The sequence below is a fragment of the Frigidibacter sp. MR17.14 genome (assembly GCF_037095735.1).
Classification (GTDB): domain Bacteria; phylum Pseudomonadota; class Alphaproteobacteria; order Rhodobacterales; family Rhodobacteraceae; genus Frigidibacter.
In genome coordinates this window covers 83,983-105,904 of sequence record NZ_JBAWKD010000002.1, presented here as the reverse complement: position 1 = coordinate 105,904, position 21,922 = coordinate 83,983, and the positions used below count along the sequence as shown (strand labels likewise).

Genomic DNA, 21,922 nt, shown 5'->3' with positions numbered 1-21,922 from the left:
CGGCGAAAAGCCGCCCGCAAATTCATCGACAGGAGAAAGACATGTTCGCAAGCCTTGGGGGCAAAACCGTGATCGTGACCGGCGCGAGCCGGGGGATCGGCAAGGGAATCGCACTGCGCTTCGCCGAGGCCGGGCTGAATGTGGTGGTGGTCTCGCGCCGGCTGGACGAGGCGCAGGCGGTGGCGGCGCTGTGCGGGCCGAAGGCGATCGGCGTCGCGGCGGACGTGGCGACGACCGCGGGCTGCGCGGCGATGGTCGCGGCGGCGGTCGAGGCCTTCGGCGGCATCGACATCCTTTGCGCCAATGCCGGGATCTTCCCCTCGGCCACGCTCGGCACGATGACCGAGGCCGATTTCGACACGGTGATCGACACCAATCTGAAAAGCCTGTTCCTCTCGGTCTCGGCTTGCCTGCAGGAACTGAAGAAGAGCGGGGCGGGACGGATCGTGATCACCTCGTCGATCACCGGGCCGATCACCGGCTATCCGGGCTGGTCGCATTACGGCGCCTCGAAGGCCGGGCAGCTGGGCTTCATGCGCACCGCGGCGATCGAGCTGGCGCCGAAGAAGATCACCGTCAACGCGGTGATGCCGGGCAACATCATGACCGAGGGGATGGAGGGGATGGGCCCGGACTACATCGCCGCCGCCGCCGCCTCGATCCCGCAGAAGGCGTTGGGCGTGGTGGCCGACATCGCCAATGCCGCGCTGTTCTTCGCCTCGGGCGAGGCGGGCTACATCACCGGGCAGACGCTGGTCGTCGATGGCGGGCAGGTGCTGCCGGAAAGCCCGGCGGCGATGGAGGCGATGGGCTGAGGGACGGCAAGGCAGGGGGCGCTGCCCCCTGACCCCCGGGATATTTGGGCCAATGCGAAAGGGGGAAGAGGGGGCTCCGCCCCCGCGCTGGGGCGCTCCCCCTTGAGTATTTGCGCCAAGCCGAAAGGGTCAGCGGGCGAGAATGCCGGCCAGGGTCGTCAGGAACTGGTCGGCGTTTTCGGTCGTGAACGGCAGCGGCGGGCGGATCTTCAGCGTGTTGCCGTACAGTCCGGCGGCGCCGATCAGGATGCCCTCGTCCTTCAGCGCGTTGATCACCGCGTTGGTCTGCGGCGTGTCGGGCGCGCCCTCGGCGTCGACGAAGTCGAGGCCGATGAAGAGCCCGGCGCCGCGCACGCCGCCGATCCGCGCGTGGCGGCTGGCGAGATCGGCGAGGCCGTCGAGGAAATAGGCGCCGGTGCTGCGGGCGTTCTCGATCAGGCCCTCTTCCTCGATCACCTCGAGCACGGCCCGGCCCGCGGCGGCGGCCACGGGGTTGCCGCCGAAGGTGTTGAAATAGCCGGTCTCTTCGCAGAAGCCCGCCAGAAGCTCGGGTCGGGTGACGACGCCGGCCATCGGGAAGCCGTTGCCCATCGGCTTGCCCATGGTGACGATGTCGGGGGTCACGCCATGGCGCTGGAAGCCCCAGAGCGCGGCGCCGGTGCGGCCGAAGCCCGGCTGCACCTCGTCGGCGATGAAGAGCCCGCCGGCGGCGCGCACCGCCGCCACCGCGGGGGCGATGAAGCCCGCCGGGTCGGCGTAGATCCCGTCGGAGGAGAAGATCGAATCGACCACCAGCGCGGCGGTGCCGAAGCCCGCGGCCTGCAGGCTGGCCGCGGCCTCGGCCACCTCGGCCGCGAAGGACGGGCCGGGATCCTTGCCGGCGGGGGCGGAGACCAGCCGGACATGGGCGCCCGGCTGGCGCGATTTCCAGGCCGAGGGCGAGATCTCGTTCACCGCCGACGAATTGCCGTGATAGGCGGCGCGGGTGACGATGAAGCCCTGCCGGCCGCTGCCCGAGGCCGCGATCCGCATCGCGAGATCGTTCGCCTCGGTCCCCGAGCAGGTCATCACCAGGTTCGACAGCTCGGCCGGGTAGGTGGCCAGCAGCTTTTCGGCATAGGCCTCGACCACGCCGTTCAGGTAGCGGGTATGGGTGGTCAGGGTCGCCGCCTGCCGGGCGATCGCCTCGGCCACCTTCGGGTGGCAATGCCCGACCGAGGGCACGTTGTTGTAGGTGTCGAGATAGCGCCGCCCGTCGGCGCCGTGCAGCCAGACGCCCTCGCCGCGCACCATCTCGACCGGCTGCGCATAGACCAGCACCGAGCTGGCGCCGGCATGGCGCTGGCGGTCGGCCAGCATCGTGCCCAGCCGCCCCTCGGGCAGCGGCCCGCTGGGATCGTAGCGGTTCAGGTTGAGGATCTGCGTGGTCGCGCTCATGCCGGTACTCCTTCCGCGGCCAGCCAGTCCTTCGCCAGAGCCACCGTCCCGGCCGGGTAGGCGGCGCCCAGCTCGGCCGCCGTCGGCGTCTCGGCATGCGAGGCGAGCCAGGCGGTCAGCTGCATCCGGCGCAGCATCACGAACATCGGCAGCGCCGCCTCGATCGCCGGATCGAGGGGCGCGACCGAGCGGTAGCCTTCGACCCAGGACCTCTGCAGCTCCGGCAGGGCGGGGTCGGTCTCGATGAAGCTGACCGAAGCCGCGAAATCGTAGCCGAACCACGAGAAGCCGCAGTCGTCGAAGTCGATGACCGAAAGGCGCGCGCCGTCGACCAGCAGGTTCGCGGCGCGCATGTCGCAATGGATCAGGCCGAAGACCTCGGGGTCCTGGCCCAGCGCGTCGAGCCGCGCGCGCAGATGGTCCGCGCAGGTTTCGAGCAGCGCGATCTCGGCCGCGGACAGGCCCGGCGCCGCGCGCCAGTCGCCCCAGTAGGCGCCGGGGCCGATGATCCGGTCCCAGGTCCAGTGTTTGCGGGTGAAGCCCTCGGGCCGGGCGAAGCTGCGCGCGTGGCCGTGCAGCCTGGCCGCGATCGCGCCGAGGTGGCGGAACCACTGGCCAAGCTGGCCGTCCTCGTCGGGCGCGCGGCCGGGGACGAACTCGAAGCAGACCACCTGCCGTTCGGTGCCCACGTCGTCGAAGGTGTGCAGGAGCCGGCCGTCGAGCCCGGGGATCGGGCGCGGCGTGTCGATCACCGCGGCCTCGCGCAGGGCGGTGATCCAGGCCAGTTCGCTGAGGATCTGCGCCTCGCTGTGATAGCCCGGGCGGTGGACGCGGAACACCCGCGCGCTGCCGTCCGGCGCTTCCGCGAGGAAGGTCGCGTTCTCGGAAATCGTCAGCAGCCGCAGCCGCGTGTCCGGGCCAAGACCCCAGGCGGTCATCGCCCCGGCGAGGCCGGCCTGCAACCGGGCGAGAAAGTCGGGGGCATAGAGCATCGCGAATCCGTTCAGGGTCTTGCTGGTGCTGCGGATGCAACCTGATTTCTGTGGCGGGTGCAACATTTGCGTTGGCCCTTTTGGCGGGGGATGCCGAGAAGAAAATCCTCCCTGGGTTGATTGTCAAAAAATTGGCGCAATCCAGAGTCACCTTTTCTTCGTGAGGACCCCGGTCACAAGGGAGGAAACGATGACCGTCCACGAGCAGATCGACCCGGGCATGCCTGCCGTGCCCAATGCCGCCCGCAACCGCCGGATCGCCCAGCGGATGATCGGCCGCGGGGTCAGCCCCGTCGCCGCCTGGAGAATGACTCTGGGCCTGCGCCGCATGGATCTTGCGGCACGCGCGCGCGTCGACATCGACCGGCTGGCGCTGATCGAGCGGCGCGAATGCCCGCCCGTGCGGCAGGAACTGTCACGGCTCTGCGCCGCGCTCGAGGTCACCGACAGGGATCTGGCCGAGCAGGAGGCCGTGACGGTCCGCACGCGGATGTTCGGCGCGCATTGAGCGTGGCCGGGACCGCTGCGGGCAGGGAACAGGGAGGGGGGCGCGCGATGCGGTGGTGCCCCCAGACGGCCTCGAACCGCCGACCCCCTGATTACAAATCAGGTGCTCTACCATCTGAGCTATAGGGGCTGCCGGGGGGTGACTAACGCCAAAATCACGATTCGAGAAGCGGCAACCTGATGGAAGCGGACGCAGGCAGCTTGCGACAATCTTGCTGCCGTAGGCTTCGCGACTTTGGTCGACGCAAGCCGGTCAGAGCGGACGCATCTCGAGCGTCGACGGCGCGCATCCCGTCATCCGTTTTCCTGCTGGAACAGCGTCGCGGTGCTGCCGACACGAGCGTGCCGCGCGTCCGAAAGCGGCTTTCGTCGTGCACGGCCTTTAAGTCGTGCATCGATCCTTCGATTTCGGTGCAAGGCTCGGCTCCCCTGTCCACAGGAGGCTTCTGACCGAAAGCGCTCTTCGGGGGGGAGCGGTGTCGCGGGGCGAGAGCGCCCGACGACACCGCAGCGTGCCTGCCCTCGGGCCCGCCGGCTCAGAAACCGCGCATCAGCGGGCGGCGGGCGTTGTCGACGATGTTGTGGATCATCGTCATGATCGCCAGCTGCGTCGCACCGGTGGTGCCGTCGACGCCCTTCGCCTGACGGCCGGTCAGCCCGTCGACCGCGCCGGCGCGGGCACAGGCGGCCAGCATGTCGGCCTCGACCTCGAGATCGTGCAGCGCCTCGGGCCGGCCGCTGGCAAGCGCGAGCCCGGCCGCGATCGCATAGCCCGCCCAGTTCGAGATCGCCGCGACCACCAGCACGTCGGCCGGCACCACGGTGCCGACGCCGCCGCCGCAGCCGCAGCGGCATTCGCGGCCGAACTCCTGGATCTCGGCCACCGCCTCGGGGATGCGCCCGAAGCCCACCTCGTTGCCGCCGTCGCCCACGCCGAGCGTCGGCACGCCGGCCGCGACCGCGGCGGCATGCAGGTGGTCGGCGCTGGCCATCAGCGTCCGGTCGCGGCCCATGCCGGTGATCGAGTGGAACTTGCCCTGGGCATTCGGCGCGCCCTTCTCGACGAAGATCACCATCGAGGGCCGGTGCCGCGCGATCAGGTCGCGGGCCTGGGCCATCGTGTCTTCGGGAGCCAGCACCAGGGCTTCGCAGAGCGCCGCCTGCGGCCGGGCTGCGAACAGCTCTTCGGGCAGGCAGGAAAGGCCCGCGGCCTCGGCGGTGGCGATGATCGGGCCGAGGTTGCGCGCCTCGGACAGGAAGACCGGCTTGGCGCCGAGCCCGCGATCGAGGGCATGGGCGATGGCCACGGCCCCCAGCGGGCCGTCGGTCTCGCCCGCCGGAAGATAGGGCGGCGCGCCGGCGCCGGTGACGACCAGCACCCGGTCGCCGGGCTTGACCGCGGCCATGATCGCCTCGACGGCGAGGGTGGTCAGCGGGCGGCCCTGTTCGGCGCGGGCCGCGTCGTAGAGGCGGTGGATGATGCCGCGCGGAACGCCCGAGGCGTAGCGCATTTCCACGTTGATCAGGCGGTCGAGCGCTTCGCCGATGATGTCGTCCAAGGGTCGTCTCCGTCTTCGGTGCGCCGGGGCGGGGCCCGGCGTCGGTCTGTCATTCCAAGGGCCCGCGTGGCGGCCAGCGGAGCCGCCACGCGGGGAGTGGAACCTGCCATCACGCCGGGAGAGGGCGGAGGCAGGTTCCGGGGCCGGCGCGCGCAGGGAGAGGGCCGCACGCGCCGAGTTCTGGGGCCCCCGAGGGGGCGCGGGTCAGTTGGCGGCCTTCAGGCCGGTGATCGGGCCGACGATCGCGTCGAACCTTGTGGCGCAATCGGCCCCGCAGCGGGTCACCCAGGCGGGGATCACCACCTCGGCGAGCTTCGACTTGAGCAGTGCCGCATCCTCGGCCGAGGCATTGGTGACGGTCATCTTCTGCGCCTCGGGCACCGGCTGACCGATCTTGCAGTTCGCCGCGTCGCCGGTGTTGCAGGCCACGCCGTCCTGGGTGCCGGCCGCGGCCAGCGCCCATTCCTCGTCCGAGATCTTGGCATAGAGATCGCCCACGAACTTCTGCACCGCCGGATCGAGGCTGTCCCACCAGGCCTGGCTCACGTAGTAGCCGCCCGTGCCCCAGCTGACCGGGATGTTCAGCATCGAGTCGGTGACCTCGTACCATTTCGCGGCATTGCCCGAGAGCGCGGCGGTCACCGCGCAGTCGGCGACGCCGGTTTCCAAAGCGCCGTAGACTTCCGGGAAGCCGATCGAGACGGTCTGGGCGCCGAAGCTTTGCACCAGGTCGTTCTGCGAGGGGCCGAAGGTGCGGACCTTGCGCCCCTTCAGATCGCCGAGCCCGCCGATCTCGCCCTTGCAGAACATGACGTTGGCCGGGAAGGGATAGGTGCCGATGATGCGGATGCCGAATTTCGACAGCGCTTCGTTCGAGCTGTCGATGACCGCGTCGGTGACCTTCTTGGCGGTTGTGACATCGGGCGAGAGCCCGGCGAGGTCGGCGATCTCGAGGAACGGCACCTGGCCCGAGACCTGCGCGAGCGGCGCGGCGCCGACGTCGATCTGGCCCTGGCGCACCAGGTTCAGGATGTCGGCCGCCTGCACGCCGTATTCGGCCCAGGTCGAGGCCTCGATCTTCACCCGGTCCTTCGACCAGGCCGGGACCTGGGCGTAGTTCGGCTGTTCGACCTTGGTGTACTGGGTCAGCGTCGGCAGGGTCTGGGTCACGGTCTTGAGCGTGACCGGCTTGCCGGCCTCGGTCAGCGAGGGATCGGCGGCCAGCGCCGGGACGGACAGCGCGAGCAGAAGCGCCGCGGCGGTGGAGAGGTTTTTCATCGTTTGTTTTCCCTGTTGTTGTCGTTGGGGGTCCTTTCCGGCCTCAGCGGGCCGGCATCAGGATCGGGCTGCGGTCGAAGCCGGTCAGCTGTTCGAAGCCGGTTTCGGTCACGAGGTAGGTGTCCTCGATGGCGAAGCCGCCGTGGACGGGGTCGAGGAACAGCGTCTCGACATTGATCATCATGTCGGCTTCCAGCACCGCCTCGCCCGTGCCGATCAGCGGCGGGTTCTCGTGATGCTCGACCCCCAGGCCGTGGCCGACATGCTCCATCCGGAAGGTCGGGATGCGGTCGCGCGCGGTGCGGATGCAGATCTCGTAAATCTCGCGCACCGGGCGCCCGGCGCAGAGCAGTTCCGCCGCCGCGCGCTGGCTGTCGAGGCAGCCGCGATAGAGGTTTTCCTGCTCGGCGGTCATCTGCTTCCACATCCGCGTCACCGCGGTGTCGGCGTGATAGCCCTTGTAGCGGGCGCCGAGGTCGAAGCGGATCGCGTCGCCCGGGGCCAGCCGGCGCTCGCCCGGGATCGCGTGGCCCACGGCGCCGCCGGGGCCGAAGCCCAGGACGAAGTTCGCGATGTTCTCGCAGCCGCGCGACGAGACGCCGGTGGCGTAGACCCGGCCCAGCTCTGCCTCGGTCACGCCATCGCGCGCCGCGGCGAAGAGATCGCCCGCCGCCGCTTCCATCGCCGCGGTCGCGATGCGGATGCGGGCGATTTCCTCGGGCGTCTTCACGGTGCGGATGTCGCGCACCGCGCGCTGGGCATCGACCAGCACGAGGTTCGGGCGCAGCTCGACCAGCGTGTCGCGGATCCATTTCGGCAGGTAGCGCTCTTCGACGCCCATCCGGCCGGTCTGCGGCAGCCAGCGGTCGAGGGCGACCTTCCACGAGGGCAGCAGCCCCTCGTCGCGGTCGGTCGCGAATTCGGTGTAGCCCACCACCTCGGTCACCCAGGAGCGGATCCTGAAGTCGTCGAAATCCCACGAGGGCACGACCGCCTTCGTCGTCGCGCCGTCGACGAGAGCGAGGAAGGGGCGGTCGAGGAACGAGAAGGTTGAGGGCGCGGTGAAGTCGGTGGCGTAGAGGAAGGTGCGCGGGTCCGACAGCAGGATCAGGTCGAGCCCGTCGCGCTGCATGATCGCCGTGGCCCGCTCGCGGTTGAACAGCATCACGCCCCCCATGCGGCTTTGAGGACGCGCAGGGCGTTCAGCCCGCAGATGCCCTCGACCTCGGCGGCCGAGAAGCCTGCCGCTTCCAGCGCGGCGGGCAGGTTCGGCAGGTCGCGGTGATCGGCGAGCCCCTCGGCATAGAGGGTTTCGAAGACATAGGGGCCGACCATCTCGGGATACATCCGGCGGGTGCCGTTCTCCCATTTGATCTTCGAATGCGGGAAGTAGTCGGTCCCGATCGCGACATGCTCGGGGCCCACGAGGTCGGCCACGTAGCGGAAGTGCCTGAGCACGTCGTCCAGCGTCGGGCGCGCGTCGACCCCGCAGAAGGGCGAGTAGGGCGAGATGCCGATGACGCCGCCCGTGGCCGCGAAGGCCTTGATCTGCGCGTCACTCAGGTTGCGGCCCGAGGGGGTCACGGCCTTGGCGTTGGAATGGGTCGCGGCGACCGGGACCTCGGACATCTCGGCGATCTCGAGGCTGGTGCGCTCGCCCGCGTGGCTCACGTCGATCAGGATGTTGCAGCGGTTCAGCTCGCGCACCGCGCGCCGGCCCATCAGCGTCAGCCCGTTGTCGATCGGGTCGAGGCAGCCCGCGCCGAACTGCGTCGCCTCGTTGTAGGTCAGCGCCGCGACCCGCAGGCCGAGCGTGGCGAGGATCTGGATGTAGGGGGTCTGGTCCTCGATGAAATGCAGGCCCTGCACGCCCTGGATCACGCCCAGCTTGCCCTCGGCGCGGGCGGTCAGGATGTCTTCGGTGGTCTTGACGTGCAGCAGCCGGTGCGGCGCGTCGGCGAAGAGGTTCTGATAGTCGAAGAACTCGACCAGCACCGGTTTGATGTCGCGGGCATAGAGCGCCATCGTCAGGTTCACGGCCGACAGCCCGCCGTCGGTCAGCTTCTTGCCATAGGCCAGCGGATCGGTGGCGGGCGGGGTCAGAAGGCCCACGGCGCCGCCGAGCATGTCGATCATGAGGGGGGTCTTGGTCATCACATCAGGCTTTCGTCAGAGGAACATCAGCGCGAGGCCGGGGAAGAACAGCAGCAGCACGATCACCGCCAGATAGGCGCCCACGAAGGGGATCACGCCTTCGAAGATGTCGGTGATCGGGCCGGACTTGCGCAGGCCCTGCAGCACGTACATCACCGTGCCGTCGGGCGGCGTGATCAGCGCGATCTCGACCAGCAGCGTGACCATCACGCCGAACCAGATCGGGTCGTAGCCAAGGTGCATGACCACCAGGAAGATCACCGGGATCGTGGTCACGACCATCGAGAAGCCCTCCATGATCGTGCCCATCGCCAGATAGACCAGCACGATCGCGGCCATGATCACCCAGCCCGGCACCGGCAGGGTCGCGATCATCTCTGCCACTGTCTGCGGCACCCGCAGGCTGGTCAGGATGTAGTTCAGCACGAAGGCCCCGATCAGGATCAGCCCGACCATCGCGGTGTTGCGCGCGGCGGCCAGCGCGCTTTCGTTCAGCGCGCGCAGCGTCAGCTTGCCCTCGATCAGCGCGAAGAAGGCGGCGCCGGCGACGCCGAAGGCCGCGGCCTCGGTCGGGGTGGCGAGACCGCCGTAGATCGTGCCCAGCACCAGCGCGATCAGAATCAGCGTCGGCACGATGCCAAGCGTCCCCTTCAGCTTGGCCGACAGCGGGATGCGCAGGCCGCTTTCGGGCAGCGGGTTGCGCAGGCCGTGCAGGAAGATCACGCCGAAGCAGAACAGCGTCACCAGCGCGGCCGGCACCAGCGCCGCGGCATACAGCCCGCCGACCGAGGTGTTGGTGAGCAGCGCGTAGATGATCAGGATCGTGCCCGGCGGAATCAGCGAGCCGAGCGCACCGCCCGCGGCGAGCGAGCCCAGCACCACGCGCTTGTCGTAGGCCGTGCCCTCGAACTGCGGCAGCGCGACCGATCCCATGGTGGCGGCGGTGGCGATCGACGATCCCGACATCGCCGAGAACATGGCGCAGCTGGCGATGTTGGTGTGCAGAAGGCCGCCCGGCAGCCGGTTCAGCCAGAGGTTCAGCGCCTTGTAGAGCTTGGCGCTGACGCCCGACCGCAAGAGCAGCTCGCCCATCAGCAGGAACAGCGGCAGCGCGATCAGCACGTAGTTCGACGAGGTCGTCCAGGCGACCGAGCCGATGAAGTTGTAGAAGGGCCGGTCCGAGAAGACGAAGCCCGTGACGACGCCCAGCACGCCGAGGATCGCGGCGATGTAGACGCCCGCGGCGAAGCAGCCCGCGAACAGAAGCGACAGCCCGATGATCGGCCAGATCGCGATGTCGGGCGCGTTGCCCGACAGCGAGAGCCAGGCGAAGAGCCCGAGGAACAGCACGAAGACGGCAAGGATGATCATTTCTGGGCGTCCTCTTCGACATCGTGCAGGGCACGGATCGTCTCTTCGGTTTCATCCTCGGCGTTGCGCGGGTGCATCAGCGCCTCGATGTCCATGGGCCGGCCGGCGGCCAGCAGCAGCACCACCTCGAGCGTCAGCGCGAAGGCGAAGAGCGCCAGCATGAACATCCCGAAGGCCCAGAGGCCCTGCGGCAGGATCATCGGGATGCGCAGCGCCGAGAGGTCGCGCGCCTGGAACAGCAGCGTCTCTTCGATCACGTTGGTCGCCGACCAGACGAGGATCGCGATCAGCGCCAGCAGCGCCAGCAGCGCCACCAGATGCGCCCAGACCCGCGCGGCGATCGGCAGTTTCTCGACCAGCAGGTCGATGCGGATATGCGCCCGTTCGGCCAGGGCATGGGCGAGGCTCCAGCTGATGCCGAAGGCCAGAAGATAGCCCGAGATCTCGGTAGTGGCGCCCGAGCTGACGCCCAGGAACTTGCGCGCCAGAACGTCGATGGTGATGAAGATCGCGGTGGCGAAATAGGCCCAGCCGGCGGCCAGCGCCATGACCTTCGCCACCGCCTCGATGCCGCGGCGCAGGCCGCTGCCAAGGGTGAGGGCGGTTTCCATCACGGCTCCTTTCGGTCGGCGGCGCGGCCCCAGCCGCCGCCGCCGGGGGTTTCGATGACAAGGACCGAGGCCGGGGTGATCTCGATGCGCGAGGCCTTTTCGCTCAGCGCCTCGGGCGCCTCCTGGCCGTCATGGTTCAGGTAGAAGCGTCCGGGCCGGCCCGGTTCGCCGCCCTCGAGCGCCCAGGGCGCAAGGCGGAAGCGCTCGCCCGAGCCCGAGAAGACGGTGGTATGGCCGATGGGCCGGATCGCGCGGGCGATGCCGCGCCCGCCGCGGGTGCGTCCCGCGCCGCCCGAGCCCGGGATCAGGTTGTACCCCTCGACCAGCAGGGGATATTCGGCCTCGATGGCTTCCACCGGCAGGTTCGAGGTGTTGGTGAGGCCCGCCTGCACGCCGTCCTTGCCGTCGCGCGTGAGCCGCGCGCCCGAGCCGCCGCCGAGGGTTTCGAAATAGACGTATTCGCGCCCGGTGCGGGGATCGCGGCCGTAGAACATCGCCGAGGTGTTCGAGCCGTTCGAAGCGGCGGTGACCGCCTGCGGCAGCACCTTGGCGAGGGCGCCGAAGATCGCGTCGACGACGCGCATGCCGGTCTGCACGCGATGGGCGACGGCAGCCGGCGCCACGGCGTTGACGATCGAGCCTTCGGGCGCGGTGATCGACACGGGACGCAGAAGGCCCGAGTTGTTCGGCGCCCGCGGGTCGAGCAGCACCTTCAGCGCGAAGCTGACGGTGGATTGCAGCCCGTTGAAGACGAGGTTGATGTTGCCGGGCACCTGCGCGCCGGTGCCGGCGAAGTCCATCGCGATCCGGTCCCCCGTCACGGTGATGCGGACCCGGATCGGGATGTCGAAGACCGCCAGCCCGTCGCCGTCCATCCGGTCTTCGAAGCTGTAGGTGCCGTCGGGGATCGCGGCGATGGCGCTGCGCATCCGCCGCTCGGTCCCCTCGAGGATGCCGGCGAAGGCTGCGGTCAGGGTGGCCGCATCGGTGGTCTTCGCCAGCTCGGCCATGCGCCGCAGCCCGAGACGCGAGGCGGCGAACTGCGCGTTGAAATCGCCCAGCCGCTCTTCCCGCATCCGCATGTTCAGCAGGATCAGCCGCCAGATGTCGTCGATCCGCTTGCCCTCGCTGTAGAGCTTGACCAGCGGGATGCGGATGCCTTCCTGCCAGATCTCGGTCAGGCCCGAGGCCATCGAGCCCGCCCGCGCCCCGCCGATGTCGGAATGGTGCGCGATGGTGCAGACGAAGCAGGTCAGCTCGCCGTCGATGAACACCGGCTCTGCGGTGTTGATGTCGGGCAGGTGCGAGCCGCCGCCCTCGTGGGGGTCGTTGGCGATGAACATGTCGCCGGGGCGGATCGTGTCCAGGGGATGCTCGGCCCGGATCGCGGCGACAAGACCGATGAGCCCCGACAGGTGGATCGGCAGCGACTGCTGCGCCTGCGCGATCAGGTTGCCGTCCGTGTCGATGATCGCCGTGGAATGGTCGCGGCGTTCCTTGATGTTGCCCGAAAACGCGGTGCGGGTGAGGGCCGCGAACATCTCGTCGGTGATCGAGGCGAGGGCGTTCTGCAGCAGCTGCAGGCGGATGGGAGAGAGGGGCGTGGTCATGCTCGGGCGACCTCGATGATCAGGTTTCCGCGCGCGTCGGCGGTGGCGCGGTCGCCGGGGCCGAGCACGATGGTGCTGTCGGTCTGCTCGACGATGGCGGGGCCGGTGACGGACTGGCCGGGACCGATGGCCTCGCGGCGATAGACGAAGGCCCCGACCGGGCCGGCCGCGTCATGAAGGACGGGGCGGGTGCCGGTCGGAACAGGTGCCGGGCCGGGGGGGCGGCGCGCGGGGTCCGGGGCACGGGGCAGGGGGATCAGCGCCTCGGCGCGGAGGGCGACGATCTCGATCGGCGCGGTCTCATCCGCATGGCCGTACATTTCGCGGTGCAGCGCGACGAAGGCGCCGCGCAGCGTCGGCTCGTCGATCTGTGCGCCAAGCGCGACGCGCAGTTCGTAATTCTGCCCGACATAGCGCAGGTCGACGGCCAGCCCGATGTCGCCGGTCGCCTTCTGCGCGGTGAACCAGTCGGAGGCGCGGGCGCAGAGCGCGCCCGCGGCCGCGTCCAGCGATACCAGCCCGGCGTCGTCCAGCCGCAGCCCCAGCGCCTGCACATAGTCTTCGCGCAGGGGGGCGTTCAGCAGGCCCTCGGCGCAGAGCAGGCCGGGGCGGGCGGGGATGATCACCCGCCCGATGCCAAGCGCGCGGGCCACGTCGGCCCCGTGCAGCGGACCCGCGCCGCCGAAGGCGACAAGGTCGAAGCCGGCCGGGTCGAGCCCGCGCTCGACCGAGATCTGGCGGATGGCGCGGACCATGGTCGCGTTGACGATCTCGATGATGCCCAGCGCCGTCTCCTGCGGGCTGAGGCCCAGCGCGGTGGCAAGTTCGGCGATGACCGTCGCGGCGGCGTCGGCATCGAGCTGCATCGCGCCGTCCAGCAGCGTCGGGGACAGCCGGCCAAGGAAGAGGTTGGCATCCGAGACGGTGGCGCGCGTGCCGCCCTTCGAATAGCAGGCGGGGCCGGGCACGGCGCCCGCGGACTGCGGCCCGACGTTCATCAGCCCGTCGGTGTCGATCCAGGCGATCGAGCCGCCGCCGGCGCCGACGGCGTTGATGTCGACCGAAGCCAGCTTGACGGGGCGGCCCTCGATCTCGCGTTCCGAGGTGAAGGTGGGGGCGAAGCCGCGCACGAGGCTGACATCGGCCGAGGTGCCGCCCATGTCGAGGGTGATGAAATCGCCCTGCGAGCTGTCGCCCAGCGTTTCCAGCACGCCGACGATGCCCGCGGCGGGCCCCGACAGCGCGGTGCGCACCGGCAGCTGCGCCGCGCGCCCGATGGGCATCAGCCCGCCCGAGGACTGGTTGATGCCGATCTTCGCGGCCGAGCCGAGCGCGGCGAGCCCCGCCTCGAGCCGGGCGAGATACTGCGCCATCTCGGGCTGGACGAAGCCGTTGACCGCGGTGGTCGAGAACCGCTCGAACTCGCGGAACTCGGGGTGCACCTCGTGGCTGAGCGACAGGAAGATCCCCGGCAGGCGGGCCTTCAGCGCGGCGCCGATGCGCGCCTCGTGGTCGGGGTTGCGGTAGGCGTGGATCAGGCAGACGGCGCAGGCCTCGGCGCCCGAGGCCGCGACCAGATCGACGACGCGGGCGATCTCGGCCTCGGTCAGCGCGATATGGACGGTGCCGTCGGCCAGCAGCCGCTCGGCGATCTCGAACCGGCGGTCTTCGGGGACCAGCGGGCGGGGAATGTCGGTGTGGAAGTCGAACATGTGCGGGCGGATCTGGCGGCCGATCTCCAGCACGTCGCGGAAGCCGCGGGTGGTGATCAGCGCCAGCTTCGCGCCGCGCTCCTGGATCAGGGCATTGGTCGCGACGGTGGTGCCATGGGCGACGCGGGCGAAGTCCGAGGGCGCGATGCCGATGCGGGCGGCGAGGCGCGACACGCCTTCGAGCATGGCCGCGTCGGGCGCCTTGGGGGTCGAGGGCAGTTTCAGCACTTCCATGCGCCCGTCGCCCAGATGCACGGCGGCGATGTCGGTGAAGGTCCCGCCCACGTCGATGCCGATGTTCCAGCCGGTTGCGGTCATGTCGGGTCGTCCTTTCAGCGCAGGTAGTCGGCGAAGCGCACCAGCCGCTCGCAGGCGTCGGCGAGGTTGGCGCGCTTGATGCGTTCGGCTGCATCGCCGTCGCGGGCGATCAGCGCCTCGATGAGGTCGCGGTGCATGCGCAGGCCGACATCCGTCCGGCCCGGCAGCAGGATCGAGCGGCGCGCCAGCACCGCGGCGCGGTCCCCCAGAAGGCCCATCGTTTCGACCAGCACCGGGTTGCGCGCATGATCGACGAGACCCTTCTGCGCCTCGTCGACCAGCCGGCCGTAGCCGTCGAGATCGGCTGCGGCGATCATCTGGTCCGCCTCGGCCCCGAAGCGGCGCCGAAGGCTGTCCCAGGCGCCATCCGGGGCGCGCTCGGCCGCGAGGCGGGCGGCAAGTCCTTCGACCGCGCCGCGCACTTCGTAAAGCTCGACGATCTCGGCCGGGCTCAGCCGGGTGACGGTGACGCCGACATTGGCCTGACGGGTGAGCAGGCGGCGCTCGGTCAGCACTGCGAAGGCTTCCCGCACCTGAGCGCGGGACGTGCCGAATTCCTCTGAAATCTGGCGTTCCCGCAGGCGCTGTCCTGCGGCGTAACCCTCGCGCACGATGCGTTGGCGCAGGACGGCGATCAGCTCCTCCGTGTCGAAGCGGTCTTCGGTCTCTGTCTGCTCGGTCATCGCGGTCTCCCGTGGCTCGGATACTGGTTTGCAGATTGGCTTGCCAGATTGTCAACCAAATGATCGACCGTATCACGGGGGCTGGGGTCACTGCCTGCCGTTTGGGCGCAGGTGCCGCGAAAGCAGGCGGCGTACGAACGTTTGACCCGGCGGCGTGAGGAAAAAGGGCTGGTGTCGCCGACTCTCGCTCGGGCACCGCGCTCGGATTCATGCTCTGCCGGGGACGGAGGATGACGCCCTGTAACTCGGGGCAGTCACGCGCCCGGTTCCTGACGAAGAGCGCGCGCGGGCGGCAGGGTCACGTCGGCGCCCAAGCTCGGACGGGGAAAGATCCGGCGGCCACATCGAAGGCGGCAGCCTCGCGCCGGAAGCGGACCCCTGCACGCTCAGGCAGACATCTCGACTGGCGGCCCGAAGACCGAAGCTCCGACCTTCCGCATCCGATTTCGGTAGGAGCGGGGGCTCAGCCGCGCGGGATTTCGGACATCGGCGGACGATAGGTGCCGTGCCTGAAGAGGCATCGTTCAGACAGGCGACCGGAACCGAGGTTCGGACAGATGCGCGACGCGCTTGCTTCGGATCCCTCTCGCCGTGCGGTCTGGCACCGCGGGGGCGACCTCGTGAGCGAAGGTGACGGCATATCGAACGAGGAGCGCGCCAGCAAACGGGGCGCTGATCTGCACGTCGAAGCGAAGCTGGCCGTCACGGGCACAGCCGCGCGTGATCGTGGACGGCTGGCAGGCGCGCAAGCAAGGTGCGTTTCGCCGGAGGCGACGGCGCAAGGTTCGCATTGGCATGGACGCGCAGACCGGCGAGCTCCGGGGCATCGAATTCAAAGCCCGCGGCCGCCTGACCGGCTGGCACAACGCCCCGAGGATGAGGGGATGGTTCGGGCATGGCCGACGCCGCCAATGATACCGGACAATGTCCTGACGCGATCGTCGGACCGGGAGCCAAAGCCTTCGGGCATTCCCTCGGACCCTTGGCGGGCATGCCCTCACGCCCGCTCCGCAAGTAGGGCCGCGCGGGGACAAGAGGCTGCCCGCCCGCTCTGGCCGCAAGCGGGATCGTGTACGACACACGACGCCGGGGACTGGCCAGCCGGCAGCGTCCTGTCGGCCAACAGATCCGAAGTCGGATCGGGCCGTGGAGGACGTCGCAGGCTCTCTCGAGCCTGTGGCGTTCACCCGTGCGACCTCAAGACCTTTGGCGAGCGCATCGCCTGAAGCTCACCGGATTGGCAGACCGCCGAGATCCAGATCCGCCGCATTCGCCGCATTCGCTCGGATGCCGTGACATGGCTCGTTCATGAACAGTTGCAACACCGCCGACGCCGCCGGAATCGCTGCCGCGGTCTCGACGTTCAGCGGGACGTGGCAGATCTGCCGTCCGCCGATGAGCGCAACCCTGCCGCCATGACAGAGAAGGCGACGCGACCTGCGCCACCGCCATGCCCGCCGCCCGCGCGATCAGTCCCGCGCGGCATCCCTCCGCCGGTCCGGCGGCAATCGGCGCCAGCGCGCCGCGCCGCCGGATGACCGCTTGCCGCCGCCCGCGGAACCTGCCAGCTTCCGGCCGCACCCGCAGGCCCACCGACCGCGGGACGCGTTCCCGCGACACCGCTCCGGCCCCGCCGCGAGGGGCAGGCGGGGCCGAATTCGGGGCACGCGCGGCACAGACCGCGGAGGACAGGCAATGATCCGCAAGGGATACCGGCTCGAAGGTGCCGGTGCGACCGACATCGGCTGCCAGCGCAGTCGCAACGAGGACAGCTTCCTGCTGAATCCCGAGGCCGGACTGTGGCTGGTCGCCGACGGCATGGGCGGCCATGCCGCGGGCGATGTCGCCAGCCGCACCATCACCGAGGCGATGGCCGGCCTCGACCCGGCGCCGACGCCCGAGCGCCAGCACGCCGCCTTCCATGCCCGGCTCGACGCGGCGCAGGACGCGATCCTGCAGCACTCTCGCGAGCTTGGCGGGGTGCCGGTCGGTGCGACGATGGCGGCACTGCTGATCCACGGGCTGGGCTTCGCCTGCATCTGGGCCGGGGACAGCCGCGTCTACCAGCTGCGCGACGGCGTGCTGCGGCAGGTCACCACCGACCATACCGAAGCCGAGGCGCTGGTGCAGGCCGGCACGCTGTCGCGCGCCGAGGCCGATCGCTGGCCGCGCCGCGGGCTCGTCACCCGCGCCGTGGGGATCGCGCCGGACCGCGCGACCGAGGTCGTCGCGGGCTTCCTTGCGCCGGGCGACACCTTCCTTTTGTGCTCGGACGGCCTGACGGAGCACGTCACAGACCCCGAGATCGCGCAGATCCTCGCGGCGCTGCCGCCGGAAAGCGCCTGCACGATGCTGATCGAGCAGACGCTGGCGCGCGGCGCGCTCGACAACGTCACCGCCGTCGTCGTGCGCTGCCACCTTTCCGACTGAGGCCCCGGCTCCGGGGCGCCCTCGCCGAGCCGCCCGGCCGTCAGAGACGGTCGGTGCCGCGGTCCGGGGCGGGCGTGCCGGAAAGCCCGCGCGCGGACGCATAGGCGCCGCGCATGCTGGCATCGCTGCCGGTCAATGCCGAGGGCGCCTCGTCCTCGTTCGCCGCGAAGAGCTTGGCGAAGGCCAGCTTGTCGCGCAGGGCGATGGCCGCGGTGCGGTCCTCGGCCTCGGTCGTGGCGGTCCCGTCAGTGGTCGCGGCCCCTGCCGCCTCCACGCGGGCCGCCGATGCCGCCGTTGCGGCAGCCACGCGCGAGGGCGCGGCGGCATGGGTCGCGGCGGGGCCCGCCAGTGCCTTTGCCGCGGGTGCCTGCGCCGCGGTCCCGTTGTCGCTGGCCGCCGCATTGGCGGTCGCGTCTCCGGCGGTCGCATCTTCGGCCGTCGCGTCTTCGGCCGTCGCGTCCGCGGCGGGGGCGGGCGCGGGGTCCGGCGCCGGCAGCACCGTGGTCGAGGGAGCGGCCGCGGACGACAGCGCGCTTTCCGAAATGTCCATCACCACCGCGGGCGTCGCGGCCTGCGTGCCGCCACTGTCGGCCGGTGCGGTCGCGTCGCTGGCTCCGGTGTTGGCCCCTGTTCCGGTCGCAGCCTGCGGGCCGGTTGCCGCCGTGCTCTGGGTCGTGCGCAAAAGCAGGCTCGTGGTCGATCCAGAGATCGTTCCGATCAGTCCCATCTTCTCGACTTTCCATTGGTTTCCACCCTGCCGCCCTGCGGGGCGAATCCGGCCGCAGTCGTCTGCGGAAAAGGTGATTTCAGGGCAGATCTAATCGCCGCCGCGACAATCCGCATCGCGGTGACGGGCCCAGACGGGGGCGCGGAAACGACGTCAACCACCGAGCGAAAAGCGTAAGGCTGGTATCCCCCGCGCGACCGCATAGACTGGGGCCGAGGCATGCAGGGAGGGTGACATGCAGGCGGACAGCATCGGCACGGTGGCGGTGATCGGCGCGGGCAGCATCGGCGCAAGCTGGGCGGCGCGGTTCCTGGCGGCGGGGCTGACGGTCAGGGTGGGCGAGCCCGCCAGCGGCGCCGGGGCGCGGGTGACGGGCTTCGTCGCGCGGGCCTGGCCCGACATGCTGCGCCTCGGGCTGACCTCCGAGCCGCTCGAGACCGGGCTCGCGCGGCTCTCGGTGCATGCGGCGCCCGCCGCCGCCTGCGAGGGCGCGGCCTTCGTGCAGGAGAACGCCCCCGAGCGGCTCGAGATCAAGCGCGCGCTGCTGGCCGAGATCGAGCCGGTGCTGGCCCCCGCGGCGGTGATCGCCAGCTCGACCAGCGGGATCATGCCCTCGCCGATGCAGGCCCACATGCGCCACCCCGAGCGGCTGGTGATCGGCCACCCCTTCAACCCGCCGCACCTGATCCCGCTGGTCGAGGTGGTGGGGGGCGGCGACACCTCGGAAGACACGATCGCGCTGGCGATGGCCTTCTACCGCCGGATCGGCAAGCGCCCGATCCGCCTGAACCGCGAGATGCCGGGCCATGTCGCGAACCGGCTGCAGGCCGCGCTCTGGCGCGAGGCGGTGCATCTGGTGAACGAGGGCGTGGCCTCGCTGGCCGATGTCGACGCGGCGCTGGTCTCGGGCCCGGGGCTGCGCTGGGCGCTGATGGGGCCGCACCTGACCTTCCACCTTGCGGGGGGCGAGGGCGGCATGGCGCATTTCCTCGATCACATCGGCCCGGCGATGGAGGACTGGTGGGCCGATCTGGGCGCGCCGGTGCTGGACGACACGGTCAAGGCGCGGCTGGTCGCGGCGATGGCCGAGGCGACGGCCGGGCTCGACCCCGCGGCCCTTGCGAAACGGCGCGACGAGGCGCTGGTCGAGGCGCTGGCCCGGCGCCCGGTTCTCGACTGACGCCGGTCTGGGCTGAGGCGGGTCTGGGCTGAGGCCCGCGATGGGCTGAGGCGGACTTGGGCCGGGCGGCGCCCGGCCGGGGCCCGCGGTGGGCTGACGCACATGCTGCGCAGAGATTCGTTCTGGGTCGGGCTCCGCGCTGGACTGTGGCCCAAGCTGGCCCGGAACGGACCGCGGGAAGCGCCGGGCAGGGGGCCCGGGCCGGGATGGTGGCCGGACAGGACCGGCGCCCCTTGCCGCAATGAAGTTCGTGCCGATCCTCAGGCCGTCCCGAAAAGCGCAGCGCGCCGCGGGCCGGCCATCTTCCGCCGCGGCGCGGCACCCCGATTTGCCGAGCCACGATTTCGTGATAAGTCGAACGACGGTGGTTTCGCACGAAAGGGTCCGAAATGGCCTCCTCCCTTCCCGGCACGGGCGCTCCCAGCCCTGCCGGGGCCGGCTATGACGAGGATGAACTCGACATTGCCGCCTATCTCGACGCCGAGGCGGATGCCGAGGCGGAAACGCCCCATTCCCCGCAAGGACAATCGCTTCCCGCGCTCGCCCTCGGCGCGCTGGGGGTCGTCTATGGCGACATCGGCACCAGCCCGATCTACGCCTTCCGCGAGGCGCTGCGGCCCGTCGCCGAAGACGGGCTGGAACGCGCCGAGGTGCTGGGACTGCTGTCCCTGCTGATCTGGGCGGTGCTGCTGGTCGTGACGGTGAAATACGTCCTGTTCCTGCTCAAGCAGGACAACCGCGGCGAGGGCGGGATCCTCGCCCTCTACACGCTGGTGCGCCTTGCGATCGGGCGCCGCTCGATCCCGGTCCTGCTTCTGGGCATCGCCGGATCGGCGCTGTTCTTCGGCGATGCGATCATCACCCCCGCGATCTCGGTCCTGTCCGCGGTCGAGGGGGGCGAGCTGGTCGCGCCGCATCTGGCGCCCTGGGTGGTCAGCGTGACGGTGGTGATCCTGCTCGGGCTGTTCTGGGTGCAGAAGGGCGGCACGGTGCGCGTCTCGCGGTTCTTCGGGCCGATCTGCCTGCTGTGGTTCCTGGTGCTCGGCCTTGCCGGGCTGGTGCAGATCGCCCAGCACCCCTCGGTGCTCTCGGCCTTCAGCCCATGGCACGCGCTGACGTTCCTCGCCCATCACCGTGCCACCGCCTTCATCGTGATGGGCGCGGTCTTCCTCGCCGTCACCGGGGCCGAGGCGCTCTATGCCGACCTCGGCCATTTCGGACGCAAGCCGATCGTGGTCGCCTGGTTCGCGCTGGTGATGCCGGCGCTGCTGCTGAACTATCTCGGGCAGGGCGCGATCGTGCTGCGCGACCCGGCCAGCATCGAGCAGCCCTTCTTCGCGATGATCCCCGCGGGGCTGCTCGCGCCCTTCGTCCTGCTGACGACGCTGGCCACGATCATCGCCAGCCAGGCGGTGATCTCGGGCGCCTTCTCGATGACCCGCGCGGCGATGCAGCTTGGCCTGCTGCCGCGCATGCGGATCCGCCACACCTCGGCCGACCAGTCGGGGCAGATCTACGTCCCGGTGATCAACTGGGCGCTGCTGGCGGGCGTGCTGTGGCTGGTGATCGACTTCCGATCGTCCGAGGCGCTGGCCGCGGCCTACGGGCTCGCGGTGACCGGCACGATGGTGCTGACCACGATCCTCGTGATCCTCTACCTGAAGGCCTCGGGCCGGCTGCCTTGGCCGCTGCTGCTGGGCCTGGTGCCGATCGGCCTGTTCGAGCTGTCGTTCCTTGCCGCGAACGTGGTGAAGATCCCGGCGGGCGGCTATGTCCCGGTGCTGGTCGCGACGGTGCTGGGGCTGATGATGTGGTGCTGGTGGGCCGGCACGCAGGCGATGCTGCTGAAGAACCTGCGCAACGCCGTCAGCTTCGAAAGCTTCCGCGGCTCGATCGAGCGCAGCGCGGCCAAGGGCACGGTCGAGGTGGTGCCGGGCACCGCCTTCTTCCTGACCGCCGACCCCTCCGTGGTGCCCTCGGCGCTGCTGCACAACATCAAGCACAACCGCGTTCTGCACGATCGCACGGTGCTGATGACGGTGGAATCGCTCAGGATGCCGGTGGCGCTGCCCGAGGAACGCATCGAACTCGAGGTGATCTCGGACCGCTTCGCGCGGCTCACGCTGCGTTTCGGCTTCATGGAGGATCCGAACGTCGCGCGCGGGCTGATGATGGCCCGGGCGCGGGGGCTGAAGTTCGACGTGATGAGCACGAGCTTCTTCCTTGGCCGCAAGCGCCCGGTGCCGGCGCCGGGCTTCATCCTCGACCGGATGCAGCGCAACGTCTTCGCGCTTCTCTACCGCTTCTCGGCCGATCCGACCGATTACTTCCGGCTGCCCCGCAACCGGGTGATCGAGCTTGGGGAGCGCGTGACCTTCTGACAGGCCCGCCTTGCGGGTCCGGCCTTGCCGGGCCTGCCTTGCCGGGTCCGCTCTCCGGGCCCGCCTTGCCGGCCCCGGAAGGCGGGCTACCATCGCGGGGCGGGGCCCCGATGTGCCCCGGTCTTCAGGTGCCTGCCACCAGATCCCAGACCCGGAG

Annotated in this window: 17 protein-coding genes and 1 tRNA gene; 5 read left to right on the top strand and 13 right to left on the bottom strand. The window is 70.3% G+C overall.

Annotation, left to right across the window (positions count from 1 at the left end; all coding sequences use genetic code 11):
* Positions 1-41 precede the first annotated feature (41 nt).
* On the top strand, positions 42-815 hold the full coding sequence (gene fabG, locus V8J36_RS05675; protein ID WP_336466307.1) for a 3-oxoacyl-ACP reductase FabG: 774 nt from the start codon (positions 42-44) through the stop codon (positions 813-815).
* Positions 816-944: 129 nt separating this feature from the next.
* Here fabG and V8J36_RS05670 read toward each other — a convergent pair whose 3' ends face one another.
* The gene (locus V8J36_RS05670) at positions 945-2,252 is read right to left on the bottom strand and encodes an aspartate aminotransferase family protein (protein WP_336466306.1); all 1,308 of its coding nucleotides are present in this window, start codon (positions 2,250-2,252) and stop codon (positions 945-947) included.
* Complete coding sequence (locus V8J36_RS05665; RefSeq protein ID WP_336466305.1) at positions 2,249-3,244, bottom strand: phosphotransferase enzyme family protein; 996 nt, start codon at positions 3,242-3,244, stop codon at positions 2,249-2,251. Before V8J36_RS05665 ends, V8J36_RS05670 begins: the two co-directional genes overlap by 4 nt.
* Before the next feature lie 190 nt (positions 3,245-3,434).
* On the opposite strand from V8J36_RS05665, the gene V8J36_RS05660 reads away from it, so the two are divergent.
* Positions 3,435-3,752 carry a helix-turn-helix domain-containing protein gene (locus tag V8J36_RS05660; RefSeq protein ID WP_336466304.1) on the top strand — a complete coding sequence of 106 codons (318 nt, stop codon included), beginning with the start codon at positions 3,435-3,437 and terminating at the stop codon, positions 3,750-3,752.
* Between the two features lie 53 nt (positions 3,753-3,805).
* On the opposite strand, the gene V8J36_RS05655 is transcribed toward V8J36_RS05660, so the two are convergent.
* The 10 genes from V8J36_RS05655 to V8J36_RS05610 all read right to left on the bottom strand — a co-directional run bounded on the left by V8J36_RS05655 (position 3,806) and on the right by V8J36_RS05610 (position 15,047).
* A tRNA-Thr gene (locus V8J36_RS05655) sits at positions 3,806-3,881 on the bottom strand.
* Between the two features lie 406 nt (positions 3,882-4,287).
* Complete coding sequence (locus V8J36_RS05650; RefSeq protein ID WP_336466303.1) at positions 4,288-5,310, bottom strand: glutamate cyclase domain-containing protein; 1,023 nt, start codon at positions 5,308-5,310, stop codon at positions 4,288-4,290.
* A gap of 204 nt (positions 5,311-5,514) precedes the next feature.
* Positions 5,515-6,588, bottom strand: a complete 1,074-nt coding sequence (locus V8J36_RS05645; RefSeq protein WP_336466302.1) for a TRAP transporter substrate-binding protein — start codon at positions 6,586-6,588, stop codon at positions 5,515-5,517.
* Between the two features lie 43 nt (positions 6,589-6,631).
* A complete protein-coding gene (locus tag V8J36_RS05640; RefSeq protein ID WP_336466301.1) occupies positions 6,632-7,753 on the bottom strand; it encodes a Xaa-Pro peptidase family protein in 1,122 nt (373 codons plus the stop codon).
* On the bottom strand, positions 7,753-8,742 hold the full coding sequence (locus V8J36_RS05635; protein WP_336466300.1) for a dipeptidase: 990 nt from the start codon (positions 8,740-8,742) through the stop codon (positions 7,753-7,755). Before V8J36_RS05635 ends, V8J36_RS05640 begins: the two co-directional genes overlap by 1 nt.
* 15 nt (positions 8,743-8,757) lie before the next feature.
* A complete protein-coding gene (locus V8J36_RS05630; protein ID WP_336466299.1) occupies positions 8,758-10,113 on the bottom strand; it encodes a TRAP transporter large permease in 1,356 nt (451 codons plus the stop codon).
* Positions 10,110-10,724 (bottom strand): TRAP transporter small permease subunit, encoded by a 615-nt coding sequence (locus V8J36_RS05625; protein WP_336466298.1) that lies wholly within the window; start codon positions 10,722-10,724, stop codon positions 10,110-10,112. Before V8J36_RS05625 ends, V8J36_RS05630 begins: the two co-directional genes overlap by 4 nt.
* On the bottom strand, positions 10,724-12,334 hold the full coding sequence (locus V8J36_RS05620) for a hydantoinase B/oxoprolinase family protein (RefSeq protein ID WP_336466297.1): 1,611 nt from the start codon (positions 12,332-12,334) through the stop codon (positions 10,724-10,726). The genes V8J36_RS05625 and V8J36_RS05620 overlap by 1 nt, the downstream gene beginning before the upstream one ends.
* Positions 12,331-14,364: a hydantoinase/oxoprolinase family protein gene (locus V8J36_RS05615; protein ID WP_336466296.1), complete on the bottom strand. Its 2,034-nt coding sequence runs from the start codon at positions 14,362-14,364 to the stop codon at positions 12,331-12,333. The genes V8J36_RS05620 and V8J36_RS05615 overlap by 4 nt, the downstream gene beginning before the upstream one ends.
* A gap of 14 nt (positions 14,365-14,378) precedes the next feature.
* On the bottom strand, positions 14,379-15,047 hold the full coding sequence (locus V8J36_RS05610) for a GntR family transcriptional regulator (RefSeq protein ID WP_336466295.1): 669 nt from the start codon (positions 15,045-15,047) through the stop codon (positions 14,379-14,381).
* Positions 15,048-16,742: 1,695 nt separating this feature from the next.
* Between V8J36_RS05610 and V8J36_RS05605 the strand changes: the two genes are divergently transcribed.
* Positions 16,743-17,477, top strand: a complete 735-nt coding sequence (locus tag V8J36_RS05605) for a PP2C family protein-serine/threonine phosphatase (RefSeq protein ID WP_336466294.1) — start codon at positions 16,743-16,745, stop codon at positions 17,475-17,477.
* A gap of 40 nt (positions 17,478-17,517) precedes the next feature.
* On the opposite strand, the gene V8J36_RS05600 is transcribed toward V8J36_RS05605, so the two are convergent.
* On the bottom strand, positions 17,518-18,204 hold the full coding sequence (locus V8J36_RS05600; RefSeq protein ID WP_336466293.1) for a hypothetical protein: 687 nt from the start codon (positions 18,202-18,204) through the stop codon (positions 17,518-17,520).
* A gap of 235 nt (positions 18,205-18,439) precedes the next feature.
* Between V8J36_RS05600 and V8J36_RS05595 the strand changes: the two genes are divergently transcribed.
* Both V8J36_RS05595 and V8J36_RS05590 read left to right on the top strand, forming a co-directional pair.
* Positions 18,440-19,384, top strand: coding sequence for a 3-hydroxyacyl-CoA dehydrogenase NAD-binding domain-containing protein (locus V8J36_RS05595; RefSeq protein ID WP_336466292.1), 945 nt, complete (start codon positions 18,440-18,442; stop codon positions 19,382-19,384).
* Between the two features lie 389 nt (positions 19,385-19,773).
* Positions 19,774-21,765: a potassium transporter Kup gene (locus tag V8J36_RS05590; RefSeq protein WP_336466291.1), complete on the top strand. Its 1,992-nt coding sequence runs from the start codon at positions 19,774-19,776 to the stop codon at positions 21,763-21,765.
* The last annotated feature ends 157 nt before the right edge of the window (positions 21,766-21,922 follow it).

Excerpts from the sequence above, each read along its gene's own strand:
- fabG (WP_336466307.1), top strand. The coding sequence starts at position 42 with ATGTTCGCAAGCCTTGGGGGCAAAACCGTGATCGTGACCGGCGCGAGC.
- V8J36_RS05670 (WP_336466306.1), bottom strand. The coding sequence starts at position 2,252 with ATGAGCGCGACCACGCAGATCCTCAACCTGAACCGCTACGATCCCAGC.
- V8J36_RS05665 (WP_336466305.1), bottom strand. The coding sequence starts at position 3,244 with ATGCTCTATGCCCCCGACTTTCTCGCCCGGTTGCAGGCCGGCCTCGCC.
- V8J36_RS05660 (WP_336466304.1), top strand. The coding sequence starts at position 3,435 with ATGACCGTCCACGAGCAGATCGACCCGGGCATGCCTGCCGTGCCCAAT.
- V8J36_RS05645 (WP_336466302.1), bottom strand. The coding sequence starts at position 6,588 with ATGAAAAACCTCTCCACCGCCGCGGCGCTTCTGCTCGCGCTGTCCGTC.
- V8J36_RS05640 (WP_336466301.1), bottom strand. The coding sequence starts at position 7,753 with ATGCTGTTCAACCGCGAGCGGGCCACGGCGATCATGCAGCGCGACGGG.
- V8J36_RS05635 (WP_336466300.1), bottom strand. The coding sequence starts at position 8,742 with ATGACCAAGACCCCCCTCATGATCGACATGCTCGGCGGCGCCGTGGGC.
- V8J36_RS05630 (WP_336466299.1), bottom strand. The coding sequence starts at position 10,113 with ATGATCATCCTTGCCGTCTTCGTGCTGTTCCTCGGGCTCTTCGCCTGG.
- V8J36_RS05625 (WP_336466298.1), bottom strand. The coding sequence starts at position 10,724 with ATGGAAACCGCCCTCACCCTTGGCAGCGGCCTGCGCCGCGGCATCGAG.
- V8J36_RS05620 (WP_336466297.1), bottom strand. The coding sequence starts at position 12,334 with ATGACCACGCCCCTCTCTCCCATCCGCCTGCAGCTGCTGCAGAACGCC.
- V8J36_RS05615 (WP_336466296.1), bottom strand. The coding sequence starts at position 14,364 with ATGACCGCAACCGGCTGGAACATCGGCATCGACGTGGGCGGGACCTTC.
- V8J36_RS05610 (WP_336466295.1), bottom strand. The coding sequence starts at position 15,047 with ATGACCGAGCAGACAGAGACCGAAGACCGCTTCGACACGGAGGAGCTG.
- V8J36_RS05605 (WP_336466294.1), top strand. The coding sequence starts at position 16,743 with ATGATCCGCAAGGGATACCGGCTCGAAGGTGCCGGTGCGACCGACATC.
- V8J36_RS05600 (WP_336466293.1), bottom strand. The coding sequence starts at position 18,204 with ATGGGACTGATCGGAACGATCTCTGGATCGACCACGAGCCTGCTTTTG.
- V8J36_RS05595 (WP_336466292.1), top strand. The coding sequence starts at position 18,440 with ATGCAGGCGGACAGCATCGGCACGGTGGCGGTGATCGGCGCGGGCAGC.
- V8J36_RS05590 (WP_336466291.1), top strand. The coding sequence starts at position 19,774 with ATGGCCTCCTCCCTTCCCGGCACGGGCGCTCCCAGCCCTGCCGGGGCC.